Origin of the sequence: Streptomyces sp. NPDC012835 (assembly GCF_042900885.1) — a bacterium.
Taxonomy (GTDB): domain Bacteria; phylum Actinomycetota; class Actinomycetes; order Streptomycetales; family Streptomycetaceae; genus Streptomyces.
On sequence record NZ_JBIBBW010000001.1, the window covers coordinates 1,795,072 to 1,814,182 of the forward strand.

A 19,111-nucleotide genomic window follows, 5' to 3' on the forward strand; every position below is an offset into this window, starting at 1 on the left:
TCCGTCCGTCGCCTCTTCGCATAAGGCACGGGGCCGGACTAGCTCTTGGCCGCTGCCGCCTTGGCCGACTTGGCCTTGGCGGCGGGGGCGGGCACCGACTTGGGCGTGTCGTCGGCCGGGGCGGGGCCACCTGCCGCGTCCGGGCCGGGCTCTCCCGGAGTCTCCGGCCTGACGCCGATGCCCAGCTTCTCCAGGATCTTCTTCTCGATCTCATTGGCGAGATCGGGATTGTCCTTGAGGAAGTTCCGGGCGTTCTCCTTGCCCTGACCGAGCTGGTCGCCCTCGTACGTGTACCAGGCGCCGGCCTTGCGCACGAAGCCGTGCTCCACGCCCATGTCGATCAGGCCGCCCTCGCGGCTGATGCCCTGGCCGTACAGGATGTCGAACTCGGCCTGCTTGAAGGGCGGCGCGACCTTGTTCTTGACGACCTTCACACGGGTGCGGTTGCCGACGGCGTCGGTGCCGTCCTTCAGGGTCTCGATACGGCGGATGTCGAGCCGCACCGAGGCGTAGAACTTGAGCGCCCGGCCACCGGTCGTGGTCTCCGGCGAACCGAACATCACACCGATCTTCTCGCGGAGCTGGTTGATGAAGATCGCGGTGGTCTTGGACTGGTTGAGCGCGCTGGTGATCTTCCGGAGCGCCTGGCTCATCAGCCGCGCCTGGAGACCGACGTGCGAGTCGCCCATCTCGCCCTCGATCTCCGCGCGCGGCACCAGGGCCGCCACGGAGTCGATGACGATGAGGTCGAGCGCCCCGGAGCGGACCAGCATGTCGACGATTTCGAGCGCCTGCTCGCCGTTGTCCGGCTGGGACAGGAGCAGGTTGTCGATGTCGACGCCGAGCTTCTTCGCGTACTCGGGGTCGAGGGCGTGCTCGGCGTCCACGAAGGCCACCGAACCGCCGAGCCGCTGCGCGTTCGCCACGGCGTGCAGCGTCAGCGTCGTCTTGCCGGAGGACTCCGGGCCGTACACCTCCACCACGCGGCCGCGCGGCAGGCCGCCGACGCCGAGCGCGACGTCGAGCGCGGTCGAGCCGGTGGGAATGACCTCGATGGGCTCGTTGGGCCGGTCACCGAGGCGCATCACCGCGCCCTTCCCGAATTGCCGTTCAATCTGTGCGAGAGCGGCGTCCAGCGCCTTCTCGCGGTCGGTTCCTGCCATGGCTTCCACCCGATTTGCTTGAGTCGATCGCTTCACGTCGATGACGCTATCCCCTGCCACTGACAACGCGCCCCGACGCCCTCCCGGCCTGTGGAAAACCGGGCCGTGTCCGTCCGGCCGGACCACGGCAGCACACCACCGCGCCGGCCGGCCCGGGAAACACCGTCCGCCATCCCATGAGAATGGATGTTCGATTTTGGTGTCAAGCGCGCTCGCGGCGCAGCGCCTGCCGCAGCCGCGTCAGCGGCGCGCCGCCGGCGCGTGACCTGCGGCCCCCGACCCTCGGGTCGTCCATCACGTCGTACCGCTTCACATAGGCGCCGAGGAACGCCTGGAGCGTGGCGACCGCCGGGATCGCGATCAGCGCGCCGACCGCCCCCAGCAGCGCGGTCCCCGCGATGACCGAACCGAAGGCCACGGCGGGGTGGATGTCGACGGTCCTGGCGGTCAGCTTCGGCTGGAGCATGTAGTTCTCGAACTGCTGGTAGATCACGACGAACGCGAGCACCCACAGCGCGTACCAGGGGTCCACGGTGAACGCGATCAGCATCGGCAGGGCGCCCGCGAGATACGTACCGATGGTCGGGATGAACTGGGAGACCAGCCCCACCCACACCGCGAGCGCCGGCGCGTAGGGCACTCCCAGGATCTCCAGCATGATGTAGTGCGCCACTCCGGAGATGAGCGCCATCAGCCCGCGGGAGTAGAGATAGCCGCCGGTCTTGTCGACCGCGATCTCCCAGGCGCGCAGCACCTCGGCCTGCCGGGCGGGCGGGAGTACGGAGCAGAGCGCCCGCCGCAGCCGGGGCCCGTCCGCCGCGAAGTAGAACGAGAACAGGAAGATCGTCAGCAACCGGAACAGCCCGCCCAGGACGGTGGTGGAGACGTCGAGGACCCCGGTCGCGCTGTTCTGCACGTATCGCTGCAGCCAGTCGGAGTGCAGCAGGCTGTCCTGGACCGCGACCCGGGACAGCTCCGTGTGGAAGGTCCCGTTGATCCAGTTGATCACCGAGTCGAGGTACTGGGGGAAGGAGTCGACCATGTCGACGATCTGACCGGCCAGTATCGAGCCGAGCATCACGACGAAGCCGACGCTCGCGATCAGCACCACGAAGAAGACGAGGAAAGTGGCGAGTCCGCGCCGCATACCGCGATCCGCCATCCTGCTGACAGCGGGCTCGACCGCCAGCGCCAGAAAGAAAGCGATCAGTATGTTGATCAGCAATCCGATGAGCTGGTGAAATGCCCAACTGCCCAGCTGGAAACAGGCGAGGAGCGCCAGCGCGAGGACCATGGCACGCGGCAGCCAGCCGGGCATACGGCCACGATCACGGTGGCGGCTCTCGCTCCCGGGCGGGGACGGCCGTGCCGCCGGAGGTGCCCCGGCGGGCGACGGAAGCGTCCCGGACGGTGTGTCCTGCGGAGCGATCACAGGGGAGGCCGGCGGGGGGACGGGCGGTCGCGCGCCCGATGCGGTGTTGTCGGTCGGTGCCACTGGCCCAGTGTCGCCTACCCCTGTGACACCGGTGCCGGTCGGGCGCGTCAGCGTCTCTCGGCGGGGACTCCCATGGCCGTGCAGACCGCGCGCCAGACGTCCTTCGCCTCCCAGCCGGAGTCGAGCGCCTCGTGCACCGTACGACCGCCCAGCTCGGCCATCACATGGTCACGGGCGAACGAGTCGGCGTAGGCGGCACCGAAGTGGTCCGCCATCCGTTCCCAGAAAATCGTCAACCGCATGACACCAGTATCACGCCCCTGAGAGTGCAGCCAGGCCCGTCCCCCTTGCTCACCTGGGTTTCCGGCCTACCGTCGGACCATGGCTGGCACCGCAGGATCCCCGTCCCCCCTCGCCCGCGCCGAACACTTCGTCTGGCTGACGGCGCGGGTGCTCGAACAGCGACGATTCGCCTACCACTTCCTCGGCCACGAAATGGGCGAGGGCCATGGGAGGGACGCGGTCGAGGCGGCGCTCACCGCGTACCGCGAGGAGGACGGGGGGTACGGGCACGGGCTCGAACCCGATCTGCGCGGCCCCGTGAGCCAGCCCCTCCACACGGCACACGCGCTGCGCGTCCTGGACTCCATCGGCCGCTGCGACGGACTGCGGGCCGAGCGGATCTGCCGCTATCTCACCTCGGTGTCCACGCCCGAGGGCGCCCTCCCCGCCTTCCACCCCTCGCTGCGCGGCTATCCGCACGCGCCCTCCCTGCCGATCAGCGACAACCCGCCGGGCGCCCTGCTGGCGACGGGCCCGGTCGTCGGGCTGCTGCACCGCAACGAGGTCTGGCACGCCTGGCTTTTCCGGGCCACCGACTTCTGCTGGGCCGCCGTGGAGGCCCTGGAGGACTCGCATCCGTACGAGGTCGAGGCCGCCGTCGCGTTCCTGGACGGGGTCCCCGACCGGGCGCGGGCCGAGACTGCGGCCGACCGGCTGGGCCGGCTGGTCCGGGAGCGAGGGCTGGTGGTGCTCGATCCGGCGCGCCTGGCGGATCACCCCGTCTCCCCGGGGTACGCGCCGGGCGAGCACCACTTCCCGCACGACTACGCGCGCGTGCCGGATTCCCTGGCCCGGGGCTGGTTCACGGACGAGGAGATGGAGCGGTCGCTCGACCTCCTCGCCGACCGGCAGCGCGAGGACGGCGGCTGGCCGGCGAACCGGCGCGCGTGGGCGCCCGGTACCGCGCTGGAGTCGCGTCCGATCGTGACCGTCGAGGCGCTGCTGACCCTGCGGGCCTACGGCCGCGCCATCGGCTGATCGGGTCCCGCGGGCGCCCACGCGGGGCCCGGCATCGGTTCCGGGACGCCCACGCGGGGCCCCGCGCCGCCCGCCGGGGACACCGCGCCCGCGGCCGAGGTGCGTTTCCCCAGGTCCGGGCGATTGTCAGTGGCCGGGTGCACGATGGAGGACATGGCACGCACCGCGCTCGATTCCTTCTCCCCCGCGACCCGCGGCTGGTTCACGGGGGCCTTCTCCGCGCCGACCCCGGCACAGGAGGGGGCCTGGCGCGCCATCGAGGAGGGTTCGGACGTGCTGGTCGTGGCTCCGACCGGCTCGGGAAAGACGCTGGCCGCCTTCCTCGCGGCCCTGGACCGGCTCGCCTCGGTGCCACCGCCGGCCGAGACGAAGAAGCGCTGCCGAGTGCTGTACGTATCGCCGCTCAAGGCTCTCGCCGTCGATGTGGAGCGCAATCTGCGCAGCCCGCTCACCGGAATCCGGCAGGAGTCGGTGCGGCGTGGGCTGCCCGAGCCGGAGGTGCGCGTGGGGATCCGCTCGGGCGACACCCCGGCCGCCGAGCGGCGTTCGATGGCCGTCCGGCCGCCGGACATCCTGATCACCACGCCCGAGTCGCTGTTCCTGATGCTCACGTCCTCGGCCAGGGACGCGCTCGCCGGGATCGAGACGGTGATCCTGGACGAGGTGCACGCCGTCGCGGGGACGAAGCGCGGCGCGCACCTGGCCCTGTCCCTGGAGCGGCTGGACGAGCTGCTGCCGCGCCCGGCCCGCCGTATCGGGCTGTCGGCGACGGTACGTCCGGTGGAGGAGGTGGCCCGCTATCTGTCGCCGCAGCGCAGGGTCGAGATCGTCCAGCCACCCTCGGGCAAGGAGTTCGACCTGTCCGTGGTCGTCCCGGTCGAGGACCTCGGCGAGCTGGGCGGCTCCCCGGCGTCGAACTCCGGCGGCGGGGAGAAGCCGTCGATCTGGCCGCACGTGGAGGAGCGCATCGTCGATCTCGTCCAGGCGCACCGCTCCACGATCGTCTTCGCGAACTCCCGCAGACTGGCCGAGCGCCTGTGCAACCGGCTCAATGAGATCGCCTACGAACGCGCGACCGGCGAGTCGATGCCGGAGGAACACTCCCCCGCCCAGCTCATGGCCCAGTCGGGAGCGGCCAGAGGCGCGCCGCCCCTGCTCGCCCGCGCCCACCACGGCTCGGTCTCCAAGGAGCAGCGCGCCCAGGTGGAGGAGGACCTCAAGGCGGGCCGGCTGCCCGCCGTCGTGGCCACCTCCAGCCTTGAGCTGGGGATCGACATGGGCGCTGTGGACCTGGTCGTCCAGGTCGAGTCGCCGCCCTCGGTCGCCTCCGGCCTCCAGCGGGTCGGCCGGGCCGGCCATCAGGTGGGCGCGATCTCCACCGGAGTGGTCTTCCCGAAGTACCGCGGCGATCTGGTACAGGCCGCCGTGGTCACCGAACGGATGCGCGGCGGGGCCATCGAAGCGCTGCGCGTCCCGGCCAATCCCCTGGATGTGCTGGCCCAGCAGCTGGTGGCGCTGGTCGCGCTCGACAGCAGACAGGCCGACGACCTGCTCGCCCTGGCCCGCCGCTCCGCCCCGTTCGCCTCGCTGCCCGAGTCCGCCTTCACCGCCGTGCTGGACATGCTCGCCGGGCGCTATCCCTCGGACGCCTTCGCCGAGCTGCGTCCGCGCGTGGTGTGGGACCGCGTCACCGGTACGGTCACCGGCCGCCCGGGCGCCCAGCGGCTCGCCGTCACCTCGGGCGGCACCATCCCCGACCGGGGACTCTTCGGAGTCTTCCTCGCGGGGGCCGACCCGAAGAAGGGCGGCGGCCGGGTCGGTGAGCTGGACGAGGAGATGGTCTACGAATCCCGGGTCGGTGACGTCTTCACCCTGGGCACCTCGTCCTGGCGGATCGAGGACATCACCCGCGACCGCGTGCTGGTCTCCCCCGCCCCCGGCACTCCCGGACGGCTGCCGTTCTGGAAAGGCGACCAGCTGGGCCGCCCCTTGGAGCTGGGGCGGGCCGTGGGCGCCTTCCTGCGCGAGGTCGGCTCCCTCTCCGAGGAGGACGCCCGACTGCGGCTGACGGCGGCGGGCCTGGACGCCCTGGCGGCCGGCAATCTGCTCTCGTACCTCGATGAGCAGCGCCGCTCCTGCGGTCACATCCCCGACGACAGGACGATCCTGGTCGAGCGGTTCCGCGACGAGCTGGGCGACTGGCGCGTGGTGATCCACTCCCCGTTCGGCGCCCAGGTGCACGCCCCGTGGGCTCTGGCCCTCGGCGCCCGGCTCTCCGAGCGGTACGGCATGGACGCTCAGGTCATGCACGCCGACGACGGCATCGTGCTGCGCCTTCCCGACGCGGATCTGATGGGGTTCGGCCTCGACGACGAACCGGACGGCGGCAGCGCGGCCTTCGACAGCGAGCAGGCTCCGGTCGGCGCCGCGGATGTGGTGTTCGAAGGAGGCGACGTCCGGGGGATCGTCACCGATCAGGTGGGCGGCTCCGCGCTGTTCGCCTCCCGGTTCCGGGAGTGCGCGGCGCGGGCGCTGCTGCTGCCGCGCCGCAGCCCGGGCAAGCGCACGCCCCTGTGGCAGCAGCGTCAGCGCGCGGCCCAGCTCCTCCAGGTGGCCAGCGAGTTCGGCTCGTTCCCCATCGTGCTGGAGGCGGTGCGCGAGTGCCTCCAGGACGTCTTCGACGTACCGGGTCTCACCGAGCTGATGGGGGACATCGAGTCCCGCCGGGTCCGGCTGGTCGAGGTCACGACGGCGGAGCCTTCCCCCTTCGCCCGGTCGCTGCTCTTCGGCTATGTCGCCCAGTTCCTCTACGAGGGCGATTCCCCGCTCGCCGAGCGCCGGGCCGCAGCGCTGTCGCTGGACTCCCGGCTGCTGGCCGAGCTGCTCGGCCAGGCCGAGCTGCGGGAGCTGCTCGATCCGGAGGTCCTCACCGAGCTGGAGAGCGAGCTCCAGTGGCGCACCGAGGACCGGCGGGTCAAGGACCTCGAAGGAGTCGCTGACCTGCTACGGATGCTGGGCCCGCTCACCGACGCCGAACTGGCCGAGCGCGGCGCGTCGGCTTCCTGGGCTCAGGACCTGGCCACGGCCCGCCGCGCCATCAGAGTGCGGATCGGCGGAGCGGATCACTGGGCGGCCGTCGAGGACGCGGGACGGCTGCGGGACGCCCTGGGCACAGCACTGCCGGTCGGAGTGCCCGAAGCCTTCACCGAGCCGGTCAAGGACCCCCTGGGCGACCTCCTCGCCCGCTACGCCCGTACGCACGGCCCCTTCACCTCCTCGGCCGCGGCTGAGCGCTTCGGGCTCGGCTCCGCCGTCACGGACGGCACCCTCCAGCGGCTCGCCGCGAGCGGCCGGGTCGTCCAGGGGGAATTCCATCCCTCCGGCATCGGCCAGGAGTGGTGTGACGCCACGGTGCTGCGCAGGCTGCGCAGGCGCTCCCTGGCGGCCCTCCGTCAGGAGCTGGAGCCGGTGCCGCCCGCCGCGCTCGCCGCCTTCCTCCCGCAGTGGCAGCATCTGGGCGGCAACAGTCTGCGGGGCATCGACGGACTCGCCCGCGCGATCGAGCAGTTGCAGGGCGCCCCCGTCCCGGCCTCCGCGCTGGAGAAGCTGGTCCTCGCTTCCCGCGTCTCCGGATACACCCCCGCGCTGCTGGACGAACTGACCACCACCGGCGAAGTCCTGTGGGCGGGCGCGGGCGCCCTGCCCGGCAAGGACGGCTGGGTGTCGCTGTATCTCGCGGACGCGGCGCCCCTGCTGCTCCCGCCCGCGCACCCCCTGGAGCAGACCGCCCTCCACGCGTCCGTTCTGGACACGCTCTCCGGCGGCTACGGCCTGTTCTTCCGGCAGATCGCCGATCAGGTCCGCGCCACCACCCATCCCGAGGCGACGGACCCGCTGCTGGCCGACGCCCTCTGGGACCTCGCCTGGTCGGGCCGGCTCACCAATGACACGCTGGCTCCGCTGCGCTCCCTGCTCGGCTCGGGCCGCACCGCGGGCTCCACCGCCCACCGCGCCCGGCGGACGGTGCCGCGTGGGCGCTACGGCACCCTGACGGCCGCGGCGAGACCCGCCTCCCGCACGGGCCCGCCCACGGTCAGCGGCCGCTGGTCGCTGATCCCCGCCCCGGAGCCCGATCCCACACACCGCGCCCACGCGCTGGCCCGCACGCTCCTCGACCGGCACGGCGTGGTGACCCGGGGCGCCGTCGCGGCCGAGGGAGTGGCCGGCGGCTTCTCGGCGGTCTACCGGGTGCTGTCCGCGTTCGAGGACAGCGGACAGGCCCGCCGCGGCTACGTCGTGGAGGGCCTTGGCGCAGCCCAGTTCGCGATGGACGGAGCGGTCGACCGGCTGCGCGCCGCGGCCACCGCCCGGGACCGCGCGGCGTCGTCCCCCTCGCCGCGCGCCGTGGTCCTGGCCGCCGCCGACCCCGCCAACGCGTACGGGGCGGCGCTCCCCTGGCCGGAGGCTCCGACCGGCGCCGGGCACAAGCCGGGCCGCAAGGCCGGATCGCTGGTCGTCCTGGTCGACGGCGAACTGACGCTCTACATGGAGCGTGGCGGCAAGACGCTGCTGGCCTGGCCCACGGACCCGGAGGACCCCGCGCTGCGCGCCGCGGCCGAGGCCCTGGCGGGCGCGGCCCGCGCGGGCGCCCTCGGCACCGTCACCGTGGAGCGGGCCAACGGTGTGCCCGCCCTGACCGCCCCCCTGGGACGCGCCCTCGAAACGGCCGGCTTCCACGCCACCCCCAGGGGGCTGCGTCTGCGCCCCTGAGCCCCCGGCGCGGAGTCCCGGCACCACCCGCAAGCGCCGGCGGCGCAGCGGCCGCGGAGGCTCCGCCGTCCACCACGCGCGCCCACGAGCCCCGAGCGTCTCGCGCCCGCCGCACGAGCACACCGCCCCTCCGCACGAGCACACCGCCCCGGCCGGGCCCGTCACGCATCATGGAAGACATGCCCGAAGGAGACACCGTCTGGCAGGCCGCCCGGCGCCTGCACACCGCCCTCGCCGGGCAGCGTCTGACCCGATCGGATCTTCGCGTGCCCCGGTTCGCCACCGCCGACCTCACGGGCCGCACCGTTCTGGACGTCACCCCGCGCGGAAAACACCTGCTCACCCGCGTCGAGGGCGGTCTCACGCTCCACTCGCACCTGCGCATGGAGGGGTCCTGGAAGGTGTACGGGCCCGGCGAGCGCTGGCGCGGCGGCGCGGCCCATCAGATCCGGGCCATTCTCGGTACGGCCGAACGCACCGCGGTGGGCTACCGCCTCCCCGTCCTGGAGCTGCTGCCGACCAGGGAGGAGGACCGGATCGTCGGCCACCTCGGCCCCGATCTGCTCGGACCCGACTGGGACCCGGCCATCGCCCTGCGCAACCTGCTGGCGGAGCCGTCCCGCCCGCTCGGGGAGGCACTGCTCGATCAGCGCAACCTCGCCGGAGTCGGCAACATCTTCAAGTCCGAGATCTGCTACCTGGTCCGCGCGACCCCGTGGCTCCCCATCGGCGAGCTGCCCGTGCCCGAGCGTCTGGTGGCCGCGGCGAAGACCGCGCTGGAGGCCAACCGGACCCGGCCCGGCGGGGCCCGACGCCTGTACGTGTACGACCGCGCCGACCGCCCCTGCCCCCGGTGCCGCACCCCCATCCGTACCGCCGAGCAAAACGGCCGACCCACCTACTGGTGCCCGGTCTGCCAGTCAGGGCCCAGCCCCTGACGGCCCATCAGGGCCTCCCCGCCGACGGGCCCGAGCCGGTCGCCGCGAGGCCGCCGCGTGGACGGGCAGCAGGCTCAGCCCCCAGCCGCCGGCGGCCACCGCTCCCTCGACCAGCCCGCTGTGTTCGGGCGCCAGCGTGAGCCGCAGCACCGCCCACCACCACACGCCCCCCAGCGCGAGCGCGGGCAGAAGACCCGACCACCGTGTCATGGCTGCCTCCTCCGGCCGACGCCGGATGAGTGAGTCCGAGGTCCCGCCTGTGGGAGGGGCCGGCCGACGCTACTTCAGACTTCCTCATCCGGTCCCGCACGATCGCACACCCGGAGGGCGCATCGGTTGCACGCCCCGGCGTGCGCGCAGGGACAGGCGCCCCCTACGGGCCCCACGCCCCGCTGAGCGCCCGGTTGCGAGGCGTCCGCTCCGGGGCCCTCACACCGGGCCCGGGCCCCGTACGCACCGAGGTCCGGGACCGCCCGTACGAAGCCGGGACCGGCCCGGTCCACCGCCAGGGCCGACCCGGCTCCGGAACCGGTCGGCGCCACCGGCGCGGACCGGGACTACGCGCTCTCCGCCTGGAACATCCAGGCATGCTTCTCCAGGTCCGCGGCCACCTGGATCAGCACATCCTGCGTCACCGGATCCGGCGCGTCCGTCACCTGGACCCGCTCACGCATCCGGGTGATCACCGCGCCGAGCGCCTCCACCAGGATGCGTACGGCGTCCACGTCCTTGATCCAGCCATTGGGCACGGGGCCGATCGCGCTTGTCGCCGCCACGGTGGCGGCCCGCCCGTCCGGCGTCACGCCCATCGCGGAGGCCCGCTCCGCGACCGTGTCCGAGTGCTGGCGCGCCGTGGTCACGACGTCGTCGAGCTGGAGGTGCACGGACCGGAAACGCGGCCCGACGATGTTCCAGTGGACCTGCTTGGCCACCAGCGAGAGATCGACCAGGTCGACCAGCGCGCCTTGGAGCGCCTCACCGACCAGCTTCAGATTCTCCTCGGACAGGGAACTCTTCACGACAGACATGCAAGATCCTCCTGTTCCAGTCTCTTCCGTCTCGATTCACTTCTCTCAGTTCCCACCATTGCATAAATGCGACAAAGTGGTCTTCTGGAGAAGCGGCGGGAGCCCGGTGGTGGAACAGCGAGAACCCCGGTCGGTAAGGACACCAACCGGGGTTCTCGGCAAACCTCTTGAACGGAGCGCTGTCAGGCGGCGACGACATCCACCGCCTCCGCAGGCGCCTTGATGGTCACCCGTTCCGTCGGCACTCCGGCCACCGACGTCACAGAGACGGAATTGAGCATGGGGCGTACCGGCGCAGACAGCGGCTCGTTCGCCGCCGCCGACGCGGCCAGCTCCGCCAACGACAGTTCGTCGCTCACTTCACGCATGAGCTCGGACATCCGTACGTCAAGCGCGTCGCAGATCGCGGAGAGCAGTTCGGAGGATGCCTCCTTCTGCCCCCGCTCCACCTCGGAGAGATAGCCGAGCGAGACCCGGGCGGACGAGGAGACTTCGCGCAGAGTACGGCCCTGACGCTGGCGCTGCCGACGCAGCACGTCACCCAGCAGGCGACGGAGCAGAATCATCGGTGGCTCCCTCCTCGGACCGCGTAGCCGCATCCTTCACGCCCCACCGTACCGCCTCGCGCGGCGGCCGTGCGGGGAGTGATGTCGTGTTCACTCAGGGCTGTAAACATCAAATCCCCCCGTTCTCTTCCGTATCCTGTGCCCGCCCGTTACCGGACAGTTCGCTGAGGAGCAGCCCGAGCACGCTCCGCACACTCTCTTTACGGATGTCCGCCCGCTCGCCGTTCAACCGCAGCGCGACCACTTTCCCCGTGTCCAGCGGCCCGGCGACCGCCACGTACACGGTGCCGACCGGCTGTCCGTCCTGCGGATCGGGGCCCGCCACGCCGGTGGTCGCCACGCCCCAGGTGGTGTCGAGCAGCCGCCGCACGCCGGCCGCCATCTGGCGCGCGACCTCGGCGTCCACCGCACCGCGCTCCGCGAGCAGGGCCCCGTCGACGCCGAGCACGTCCCGCTTGAGGTCGGTCGCGTACGCCGTGACGGAGCCGCGGAACGTCCGGGAGGCACCGGGGACGGCCGTCAGCTCCGCGGCCACCAGACCGCCGGTGAGGGATTCCGCGACCGCCAGTGTCCCGCCGCGCTCGTCCAGTGCGGCCAGCACGGCGGCCGCGACCGGCGCGGCCGGACCTTCCGCGCCGCTCACCGCGCGGACTCCGCCTCGGCCTCGGCCCGCTCGGCGGCGAGCCCCTGGCGCCGCAGCACGATCGCCTGGCGCACGTAGTCGAGCCCGGTGAGGACCGTCAGGAGGACGGCGACGGCCATCACCCAGAAGCGCAGCGTCGCCAGCGGCCCGGTCAGCGCGAGCACGTACATGCCCACGGCCGTGCCCTGGGCCAGCGTCTTCATCTTGCCGCCGCGGCTGGCGGGAATCACTCCGTGCCTGATCACCCAGAACCGCAACAGGGTGATGCCGAGTTCACGGAAGAGAATGACCCCGGTCACCCACCACGGCAGATCACCGAGCGCGGACAGACAGACCAGCGCCGCCCCCATGATCGCCTTGTCCGCGATCGGATCGGCGATCTTCCCGAAGTCGGTGACCAGGTTGTACGCACGGGCCAGGTGCCCGTCGAAGATGTCCGTGATCATGGCGACCGCGAACGCCGCCCAGGCCCAGGCCCGCCAGACGGGGTCGAAACCGCCGTCCTGGAGCAGCAGCAGGACGAAGCACGGCACGAGCACCAGCCGCAGCATGGTGAGGATGTTGGCGATGTTCCACAGACTGGCCTGATTGACCGCCGCCGCCCCCAGCTTGCCGCCTGCCGGTTTGCGGCCGGGCCCCGGGTTGCCGTCGGGGCCGCCGGTCACCGGCGTCGCACCGGTGCCGCCCGCCGCGGACGCCGGCACTCCGGTCATCTGGCCGCCTCCTCGCCCGGGGTCCGCGGCTCGTCCCCCGGAATCTCGTAGCACTCGGCCACCAGGTCCACGCCCTCGGTGCCGATCACCTTCGCACCGACCATACGGCCGGGACGCAGCCCCTCGCGCGATGTGAAGATCACCTGGCCGTCCGTCTCGGGCGCCTGATGGGCGGCCCGGCCCACCGCCGCCGCGCCGTCGGCGCCCTCCGGGTCGATGGACTCGACGAGCACCTCAAGGCTCTCACCGAGCCGTTCCTCGGCCCGCTGTGCGGTCAGTTCCTCGGCCAGTCGCGACAGATGCGCCAGCCGCTCGGAGACGACGTCCTCGTCCAGCTTGCCGTCGTAGGTGGCGGCCTCGGTACCGTCCTCGTCCGAATAGCCGAAGACTCCGACGGCGTCGAGCCGCGCGCCCGTGAGGAAGCGTTCCAGCTCGGCGAAGTCCGCCTCGGTCTCGCCGGGGAACCCGACGATGAAGTTGGAGCGCACACCGGCCTGCGGGGCCTTGCCCCGGATGGTCTCCAGCAGTTCCAGGAAGCGGTCGGTGTCGCCGAAGCGCCGCATCGCGCGCAGCACGTTCGGCGCGGAGTGCTGGAAGGACAGGTCGAAGTAGGGCGCGACCTTCGGGGTCGAGGTCAGGACGTCGATGAGTCCCGGCCGCATCTCGGCGGGCTGGAGGTAGCTGACGCGCACCCGCTCGATCCCGTCGACGGCCGCCAGCTCGGGCAGCAGGGTCTCCAGCAGCCGGATGTCGCCGAGGTCCTTGCCGTACGACGTGTTGTTCTCGGAGACGAGCATGACCTCCTTGACGCCCTGCTCGGCCAGCCAGCGCGTTTCGCCGAGCACGTCGGAGGGGCGCCGGGAGATGAAGGAGCCGCGGAAGGAGGGAATGGCGCAGAAGGAGCAGCGCCGGTCGCAGCCGGAGGCGAGCTTCACGGAGGCGACGGGGCTGGTGTCGAGGCGCCGCCGCAGGGGCGCGCGGGGCCCGGAGGCCGGGGCGATCCCGTCCGGCAGGTCCGCGGGGGCCGGCGCCACCTCGTCGAGGGTCTGGGCGTGGCCGGGCAGCGCCACATCGGCGCCCTGCCGCTCGACCGGGCTGAGCGGCAGCAGCTTGCGCCGGTCGCGGGGGGTGTGGGAGGCGTGGATGCCGCCGTTCAGGATGGTCTGGAGGCGGTCGGAGATATCGGCGTAGTCGTCGAAGCCGAGCACGCCGTCCGCCTCGGGCAGCGCGTCGGCCAGCTCCTTGCCGTAACGCTCGGCCATGCAGCCGACGGCCACCACGGCCTGGGTTCTGCCTTGATCCTTGAGATCGTTGGCTTCCAGCAGGGCGTCGACGGAGTCCTTCTTCGCGGCCTCGACGAATCCGCAGGTGTTGACGACGGCGACATCCGCCCCTGAGGCGTCCTGGACGAGCTCCCAGCCGTCCGCTGCCAAGCGGCCTGCAAGCTCCTCCGAGTCCACCTCGTTACGGGCGCAGCCAAGAGTGACAAGGGCGACGGTACGGCGTTCGGGCATGGGCGCAAGACTACTTTGTCCTGGCCCTGCCCCTGCCGTGCAGGGTGCTCAGCCCGCCTCGGGGTCACCCTGCGTGTACGAAAGACGCTCGACCTGGCCGGACTGGAACTCGTCCTGGACCTTCTTGCCGTTCACGTACAGCTCGATCGCGCCGGCGTTGCCGAGGATCAGATCGATCTGCTCGTCGTCCTGGAACGTCTTGGAATCACCCTTGAGCAGGATTCCGTCGAACAGCAGTCGGCCGTTGTGCGCCTTGGCGGAGATCCAGCTCTTGTCGTCCATGGCCGACAGCTTCACCGTGACCTTGTCGCGCGGCGCCGCGGCGATCGCGCTGTCGGACGGGTCGGGCTTGGGCTCGGTCTTCTTGCTGGCGCTGGGCTCGACCTCGCTCTTTCCGGGCTCGGGGCCCTCGGCGACCTCTTTGTTCTTCGCCGTGTCGCCGCCGCCGTTGAACAGGGTGAAGCCGACGAACCCGACCACGGCGACGATCGCGGCCACCATGGCGGCGGTCCAGTTGGGGCGGCGCCGCTCGGGCCTGATCCGCTCCGCTTCGAACATCGGCGCGGCCGGGGTCGGCGCGGGACGCCCTCCGCGCTCGGAGTCGAACTGCTCGATGAGGGGCTCGGGGTCGAGTCCCACCTCACGGGCGAGCATCCGGATGTGCCCACGGGCGTAGACGTCGCCCCCGCAGCGCGAGAAGTCGTCCTGTTCGATCGCGTGCACGATGGGAATGCGCACCCGGGTGGAGCCGCTGATCTCGTCGACCGTCAGGTTCGCTGCGATACGCGCCTGCTGAAGCGCCCGGCCGATCGAGGGCCGATCGTCTTCGGGAGGGTTGCCGTCGGGCTGCTGACCCCCGGAAACCTGGTCGTCGGGGGCGTTGCCGTCGGGGGATTTGCCGTCGGAAGAATTGCCGATGGACACGGGGGCGCCTTTCGAGCGTGTAGCCACCTGCTGGACGTTCAGTCTATGGGTGGTACGAAAGGGTGGGGCAACCGGGCGGATGCACTTTGTACGCCATCAGAAGGGCCGGACGGCGCGAAGGGGGAGGACGATACTTTTCCCCTCTCCAACTTGACGCCTGTCCAAGGGAAACGGTTGCGCTCCGGCTTCCCGTTAAATCCGCGAGGATTCCCCCCGTACGGCGGGAAGATTCCCCCCGTACGGCGTCACCCCTTCCGGCGAGTCGCCGGTGGGGCCGCCGCCGTCCGGGGACCGACCGGGTGGAACGGCCCCGGGTTCCGCGTCTTCCGTCCGGATCAGGCCGGGTTCTCCCCCCGGATCACGCCGAGCACCCCGTCCAGCTCATCCGCCTTGACCAGAACGTCACGGGCCTTGGACCCCTCGCTCGGCCCCACGATGTTCCTCGATTCCATGAGATCCATCAGCCGGCCCGCCTTGGCGAATCCGACCCGCAGCTTGCGCTGGAGCATCGAGGTGGAGCCGAACTGGGTGGAGACCACCAGCTCGACGGCCTGGCAGAGCAGATCGAGATCGTCACCGATGTCCTCGTCGATCTCCTTCTTCTTCGCCGTACCGACCACCACGTCGTCCCGGAAGACCGGCGCCATCTGGTCCTTGCAGTGCTGGACGACGGCCTGGATCTCCTCCTCGGTGACGAAGGCGCCCTGCATACGGGTCGGTTTGTTCGCTCCCATCGGGAGGAACAGGCCGTCGCCCTTGCCGATCAGCTTCTCCGCGCCCGGCTGGTCGAGGATGACCCGGCTGTCCGCCAGCGAGGACGTCGCGAAGGCGAGCCGCGAGGGCACGTTCGCCTTGATCAGCCCGGTGACCACGTCGACCGAGGGGCGCTGCGTGGCGAGCACCAGATGGATGCCGGCGGCTCGGGCCAGCTGGGTGATACGGACGATGGCGTCCTCGACGTCACGCGGTGCGACCATCATCAGGTCCGCCAGCTCGTCCACGATGACCAGCAGATACGGGTACGGGGACAGCTCGCGCTCGCTGCCCTCCGGCACCTTGACCTTGCCGTCGCGCACGGCCTTGTTGAAGTCGTCGATGTGCCGGAAGCCGTAGGCCGCCAGGTCGTCGTAGCGCAGATCCATCTCGCGCACGACCCACTGGAGCGCCTCGGCGGCCCGCTTGGGGTTGGTGATGATCGGTGTGATCAGGTGCGGGATGCCCTCGTACGCGGTCAGCTCGACCCGCTTGGGGTCCACGAGGACCATCCGGACGTCCTCCGGGGTCGCCCGGACCATCACCGAGGTGATCAGGCAGTTGATGCACGACGACTTTCCCGAGCCGGTCGCTCCCGCCACCAGCAGATGGGGCATCTTCGCGAGATTGGCCATCTCGTAGCCGCCCTCGACGTCCTTGCCGAGCGCCACCAGCATCGGGTGGTCGTCCTCGGCGGCGTCCGCGAGGCGCAGCACATCGCCGAGGTTGACCATCTCCCGGTCGGTGTTGGGGATCTCGATGCCGACCGCGGACTTGCCGGGGATCGGGGAGATGATCCGTACGTCGGGGCTGGCGACGGCGTAGGCGATGTTCTTGGTGAGCGCGGTGATCCGCTCGACCTTGACGGCCGGGCCCAGCTCCACCTCGTACCGCGTGACCGTCGGGCCCCGGGTGAATCCGGTGACGGCCGCGTCGACCTTGAACTCCTGGAAGACGGTGGTGAGCGAGGCGACGACGGCGTCGTTGGCGGCGCTGCGCGTCTTGCCGGGGCCGCCGCGCTCCAGCAGGTCCAGCGAGGGCAGTGAGTACGTGATGTCGCCGCTCAGCCGGAGCTGCTCGGCCCGCGCCGGCAGCGGCTTGTCCTGTGCGGGCGTCGGCTTGGTCAGGTCCGCCACGGCGCCGGCCCCCGGGCGTGCGCCGGCGGGCCGGGACCGCTCCTCGCGCGCCGCCGGTACCGGCGCCGAACGCTCCACGTCGCTCTCGTCGGCGGGCGCCGGCCGGTCGGCCCGCTCGCCGGGGCGCTGTCCGGGCTTGCGCGTGCGGTCGGTGACGCCCTGGGTGAGGTCGGCGACGACCGGCGAGGGCGGCATCCCGTTGAGCACGGCACCGTCCAGCGCCGCCGCGGCGGCGGCCGCCACATCCACCGCGTCCATGGACCGGTCCGTGGACGGCTGCGCGGAGGACCTGCGCGGCCTGCGCCGCTTGGCGAGCGCCTCGGACTCGGCCCGGTCCGCGTCGTACTCCTGCGGCGGTCCAGCGCGTCGCGAGGACGGGCGGCGGGCGCCCGCCGCCGGCAGCGCTTGGCGCCACTGCTCGTCGTAACGCTCGTCGTCGTTGTACGGCCCGTCGTCGTACGCGTCGTAGTCCTCGTCGTCGAACCGTCCGCGCCCGGAGGGGGGTTCGACGATCCCCAGTTTGACGCCGAGTTGCCGCAGTCGGCGGGGAATGGCGTTGACGGGGGTCGCGGTGACGACCAGCAGACCGAAGACCGTGAGCAGCAGCAGCAGCGGTACGGCGAGCACGTCGCCGGTGGTGAAGATCAGCGGCATGGACGCGGCCCAGCCGATGAGCCCGCCCGCGTCCTGCATCACGGCGGTGCCCTCGTCGCGTCCCGGGGCACCGCAGGCGATGTGGACGAGCCCGAGGACACCGACGACCAGTGCGGAGAGCCCGATGACGATCCGGCCGTTGGCGTCGGGTTTCTCGGGATAGAGGATCAGTCGAACGGCGATGACGCCCAGCAGTATCGGTACGAGCAGGTCGAGGCGGCCGAAGGCACCCGTGATCAGCATCTCGACCAGATCACCGACCGGGCCCTGGAGGTTCGACCAGGTGCCCGCCGCGACGACGAGGGCGATGCCGAGCAGCAGAAGTGCCACTCCGTCCTTGCGGTGCGCCGGGTCGAGACCCTTGGCGCCGCGCCCTATGCCCCGGAACATCGCGCCCACGCTGTGTGCCGCACCCAGCCATACGGCGCGGACCACGCGGTACACACCCCCGGTGGGGGACGGCGCGGGCCTGGGCGCCGGTCGGGCGGCGGCCTTCTTCGCCGGGGCCCTCTTGACCGGGGCCCTCTTGACCGGGGCCTTCTTCGCGGGCGCCGTCTTCTTCGCCGCTGTCTTCTTGGCGGCCGCCGCCTTCGCGGGGCCGGTCGTACGGCCGGCCCGCGGCTTCGCGGTGCCCGCCGTGCCCTGGGAGCCGTTGCCGGACGTACGTGAGGCCATGGGGGTGAGGTTACCGGTGTGAACGGCCGGGGACACGTGTGACTACCGCTTCACCCGTTCGTGTCGCTCGCAACGCGACGCGAAACTGACGCGGCGTGACGCGGGCAGCGGCCGAGGGGGCTGTCGGCGGCGGCGGAACACGGAATTCACCGCACCTCACCGGCCGGGCGGGACCCCGCTCGAAGCCGGCGGACCGCGCTCAGCTCTGTGAGGGGAGCGGCGGCATGCCGCTTCCCGTCCCCGGCTCCAACGCGTCCAGCGCCCGCCGCAGACCGGTGAGTTTGCGCTCCAGATGAGCGGCGGTCGCCACCGCCGAGGCATCCGCCGCGTCGTCGTCCAACTGCTTGGAGAGGGCTTCGGCCTGCTCCTCAACTGCCGCGAGCCGCGCGGACAGTTCGGCCAGCAGACCGGCCGGCTCTCTCGCCCCGCCCGCTCCGGCGAGCTGAAGCCTGAGCAGCTCCGCCTGCTCCTTCAGCTGGCAGTTCTTCATGTACAGCTCGACGAAGACCGACACCTTGGCACGCAGCACCCAGGGGTCGAACGGCTTCGAGATGTAGTCCACCGCGCCCGCCGCGTATCCGCGGAAGGTGTGATGCGGGCCGTGGTTGATCGCTGTGAGAAAAATGATCGGGATGTCGCGGGTACGTTCCCGCCGCTTGATGTGCGCGGCGGTCTCGAACCCGTCCATCCCCGGCATCTGGACATCCAGCAGAATGACCGCGAAGTCGTCCGTCAGCAGCGCTTTGAGCGCTTCCTCCCCTGACGATGCCCGCACCAGCGTCTGATCGAGCGCGGAGAGAATGGCCTCCAGCGCCAGCAGATTCTCCGGCCGGTCATCAACCAGGAGGATCTTGGCCTTCTGCACCATGGCCGCCCGCC

General features: G+C 71.6%; 15 protein-coding genes. 3 read left to right on the top strand and 12 right to left on the bottom strand.

What is annotated here, in order from left to right; translation table 11 throughout:
- Positions 1–38: 38 nt before the first annotated feature.
- The 3 genes from recA to ACFY6S_RS07370 form a co-directional block, all read right to left on the bottom strand.
- The gene (gene recA / locus ACFY6S_RS07360; protein WP_388823807.1) at positions 39–1,163 is read right to left on the bottom strand and encodes a recombinase RecA; all 1,125 of its coding nucleotides are present in this window, start codon (positions 1,161–1,163) and stop codon (positions 39–41) included.
- Between the two features lie 202 nt (positions 1,164–1,365).
- Positions 1,366–2,481: an AI-2E family transporter gene (locus tag ACFY6S_RS07365; protein ID WP_388823809.1), complete on the bottom strand. Its 1,116-nt coding sequence runs from the start codon at positions 2,479–2,481 to the stop codon at positions 1,366–1,368.
- 224 nt (positions 2,482–2,705) lie between these two features.
- Entirely contained in the window at positions 2,706–2,900 is a 195-nt protein-coding gene (locus ACFY6S_RS07370) for a DUF3046 domain-containing protein (protein ID WP_388823811.1), read from the bottom strand.
- 79 nt (positions 2,901–2,979) lie between these two features.
- Between ACFY6S_RS07370 and ACFY6S_RS07375 the strand changes: the two genes are divergently transcribed.
- The 3 genes from ACFY6S_RS07375 to ACFY6S_RS07385 all read left to right on the top strand — a co-directional run bounded on the left by ACFY6S_RS07375 (position 2,980) and on the right by ACFY6S_RS07385 (position 9,626).
- Positions 2,980–3,918, top strand: coding sequence for a hypothetical protein (locus ACFY6S_RS07375; RefSeq protein WP_388823813.1), 939 nt, complete (start codon positions 2,980–2,982; stop codon positions 3,916–3,918).
- A 153-nt stretch (positions 3,919–4,071) separates the two neighbouring features.
- Positions 4,072–8,688 (top strand): ATP-dependent helicase, encoded by a 4,617-nt coding sequence (locus ACFY6S_RS07380; RefSeq protein ID WP_388823815.1) that lies wholly within the window; start codon positions 4,072–4,074, stop codon positions 8,686–8,688.
- Between the two features lie 179 nt (positions 8,689–8,867).
- Positions 8,868–9,626, top strand: coding sequence for an Fpg/Nei family DNA glycosylase (locus tag ACFY6S_RS07385; protein WP_388823817.1), 759 nt, complete (start codon positions 8,868–8,870; stop codon positions 9,624–9,626).
- On the opposite strand, the gene ACFY6S_RS07390 is transcribed toward ACFY6S_RS07385, so the two are convergent.
- The 9 genes from ACFY6S_RS07390 to ACFY6S_RS07430 form a co-directional block, all read right to left on the bottom strand.
- Positions 9,609–9,836, bottom strand: coding sequence for a hypothetical protein (locus ACFY6S_RS07390; RefSeq protein WP_388823821.1), 228 nt, complete (start codon positions 9,834–9,836; stop codon positions 9,609–9,611). The genes ACFY6S_RS07385 and ACFY6S_RS07390 overlap by 18 nt on opposite strands.
- Before the next feature lie 347 nt (positions 9,837–10,183).
- Positions 10,184–10,654 (bottom strand): Dps family protein, encoded by a 471-nt coding sequence (locus ACFY6S_RS07395; protein ID WP_388823823.1) that lies wholly within the window; start codon positions 10,652–10,654, stop codon positions 10,184–10,186.
- A gap of 182 nt (positions 10,655–10,836) precedes the next feature.
- The gene (locus ACFY6S_RS07400) at positions 10,837–11,220 is read right to left on the bottom strand and encodes a helix-turn-helix domain-containing protein (protein ID WP_114662598.1); all 384 of its coding nucleotides are present in this window, start codon (positions 11,218–11,220) and stop codon (positions 10,837–10,839) included.
- Between the two features lie 109 nt (positions 11,221–11,329).
- Entirely contained in the window at positions 11,330–11,863 is a 534-nt protein-coding gene (locus tag ACFY6S_RS07405) for a CinA family protein (RefSeq protein ID WP_388823825.1), read from the bottom strand.
- Positions 11,860–12,576: a CDP-diacylglycerol--glycerol-3-phosphate 3-phosphatidyltransferase gene (gene pgsA / locus ACFY6S_RS07410; protein ID WP_388823827.1), complete on the bottom strand. Its 717-nt coding sequence runs from the start codon at positions 12,574–12,576 to the stop codon at positions 11,860–11,862. The genes ACFY6S_RS07405 and pgsA overlap by 4 nt, the downstream gene beginning before the upstream one ends.
- Entirely contained in the window at positions 12,573–14,090 is a 1,518-nt protein-coding gene (gene rimO, locus ACFY6S_RS07415) for a 30S ribosomal protein S12 methylthiotransferase RimO (RefSeq protein WP_388823829.1), read from the bottom strand. The genes pgsA and rimO overlap by 4 nt, the downstream gene beginning before the upstream one ends.
- A gap of 48 nt (positions 14,091–14,138) precedes the next feature.
- Positions 14,139–14,900, bottom strand: a complete 762-nt coding sequence (locus ACFY6S_RS07420) for a helix-turn-helix domain-containing protein (RefSeq protein ID WP_388823906.1) — start codon at positions 14,898–14,900, stop codon at positions 14,139–14,141.
- 449 nt (positions 14,901–15,349) lie between these two features.
- Entirely contained in the window at positions 15,350–18,232 is a 2,883-nt protein-coding gene (locus ACFY6S_RS07425; protein ID WP_388823831.1) for a DNA translocase FtsK, read from the bottom strand.
- Between the two features lie 199 nt (positions 18,233–18,431).
- Positions 18,432–19,100, bottom strand: a complete 669-nt coding sequence (locus ACFY6S_RS07430; RefSeq protein WP_388823833.1) for a two-component system response regulator — start codon at positions 19,098–19,100, stop codon at positions 18,432–18,434.
- Positions 19,101–19,111 lie beyond the last annotated feature (11 nt).